Source organism: Pseudomonas sp. P5_B2, from assembly GCF_056400445.1.
The window spans coordinates 1-1,762 of record NZ_JBFULH010000758.1; the positions used below are offsets into that span (position 1 = coordinate 1).

Genomic DNA, 1,762 nt, shown 5'->3' on the forward strand with positions numbered 1-1,762 from the left:
GCTGACCCTTGATCTGACCGAAGCGCAGCCCGACGGTTTTCTGCTGGCGGGTCGCTACACGCTGCTCGACCACGACCGCGCCTTGCAACGTCTGATGGACGCTGCACTGGCGCAGAACGTTGAAATTGTGGTGGGTGGTCCTTACAGCTCGGGCATTCTGGCCGGCGGCACACACTTCGAATACCAGCAGGCCAGCCCGGCGATCATCAATAAAGTCGAGCACATCAAACGCATCGCCGCCGCACACGGTGTCGACATCAAGGCAGCGGCGTTGCAGTTCTCGTTGGCCAATCCGGCCGTGGCGGCGGTGATTCCAGGCTCTAGCCGTCCAGAGCGGATTGCTGAAGACGTTGCCGCGCTGTCGGCGGTAATTCCCGCGGCTTTCTGGCAAGCGATGCGTGACGCGAAACTGGTCTCCGACCGCGCGCCATTGCCCATCACAGGAGTTTGAACATGAAGATCGATCTGAGTGGAAAACTCGCTATTGTCAGCGGCAGCACTGCCGGCATTGGCTTGGGCATCAGCAAGGCGTTGGCCGAATCCGGCGCCACGGTGGTGGTGATCGGCCGCGAGACGGTCAAGGTCGAACAGGCGCTGGCGAGCATTCGTCAAAGCGTGCCGGATGCGCAGTTGCGTGGCTTGACCGCTGACCTCGGTACCGCCGAAGGCGCCGAGGTACTGTTCGCCGCCGAACCGCGCGCCGACATTCTGGTGAACAACCTCGGAATCTTTAACGAGGTGGATTTCTTCGACACGCCCGACAGCGAGTGGACGCGGTTTTATGAGGTCAACGTGATCTCCGGCGTACGCCTGTCCCGGCATTACGTGCCGGACATGGTCAAGCAGGGCTGGGGACGGGTGATCTTCGTGTCCTCGGAATCCGGCATCTCGATCCCGGCCGACATGCTCAACTATGGCGTGACCAAAAGCGCGAACCTGGCGGTGTCACATGGCTTGGCCAAACGCTTGGCCGGCACCGGCGTGACGGTCAATGCGATCCTGCCCGGCCCGACGTTGACCGATGGCCTGGAGCAAATGCTCAAGGATGCCACTGCCGCATCCGGTCGCAGCGTTCGCGAAGAAGCCGATGCGTTTGTGCTGAAAGCGCGGCCGACGTCGATCATCCAACGCGTGGCGGATGTCGAAGAGGTGGCGAATCTGGTGGCTTACATCGCTTCACCGCTGTCCTCGGCGACCACGGGCGCGGCATTACGCGTCGACGGCGGTGTAGTCGACAGCATGGCGATCTGAATTTTTTTGATTAAGAGAGAGCATTACATGGCAACTGCATCAGCGTTTATCGATATCCCGGCTTCGGCCGATGAGGTGTGGCAATTGATTGGTGGATTCAACTCGCTGCCGGACTGGCTACCGTTTATCCCGAAAAGTGAGTTGAGTGAAGGAGGGCGCGTTCGCAGCCTGCAAACGGCTGACGGTGCAGTGGTGGTTGAGCGGCTTGAAGCGTTTGATAACGCCGGCAAGACCTACAGCTATTCGATTCTGCAGGCGCCGTTTCCGGCGACTGCGTATTTGGCGACGATCAATGTTGAAGCCCAAGGGCAGGGGGCTCGGGTGACGTGGTCGGGGCGGTTTGAGCCGGTGGGTGTGAGTGAGGAGGAAGTGGTGGCGTTGTTTACCGGGATTTATCAGGGTGGGCTGGAGGCATTGCGGGCTAACTACCCAGCCTAGAAATACGAGTTGACCCTGTAGCAGCTGCCGAGCCTGCGAGGCTGCGTTCGGCTGCGAAGCAGTCGTAAAACCA

General features: G+C 60.3%; 3 protein-coding genes. All 3 read left to right on the forward strand.

Annotated features, from left to right (window positions below):
- Nucleotides 1-451: aldo/keto reductase (locus AC1DRJ_RS26435; RefSeq protein WP_477804746.1), on the forward strand; the 451-nt coding region annotated here is incomplete at its 5' end.
- A 2-nt stretch (nucleotides 452-453) separates the two neighbouring features.
- Nucleotides 454-1,251: an SDR family NAD(P)-dependent oxidoreductase gene (locus AC1DRJ_RS26440; protein ID WP_477804747.1), complete on the forward strand. Its 798-nt coding sequence runs from the start codon at nucleotides 454-456 to the stop codon at nucleotides 1,249-1,251.
- Between the two features lie 27 nt (nucleotides 1,252-1,278).
- Nucleotides 1,279-1,689: an SRPBCC family protein gene (locus AC1DRJ_RS26445; protein ID WP_477804748.1), complete on the forward strand. Its 411-nt coding sequence runs from the start codon at nucleotides 1,279-1,281 to the stop codon at nucleotides 1,687-1,689.
- Nucleotides 1,690-1,762 lie beyond the last annotated feature (73 nt).

Bases quoted from the DNA above. Each gene is read 5' to 3' on its own strand.
- AC1DRJ_RS26440 (WP_477804747.1), top strand. From the start codon at position 454: ATGAAGATCGATCTGAGTGGAAAACTCGCTATTGTCAGCGGCAGCACT.
- AC1DRJ_RS26445 (WP_477804748.1), top strand. From the start codon at position 1,279: ATGGCAACTGCATCAGCGTTTATCGATATCCCGGCTTCGGCCGATGAG.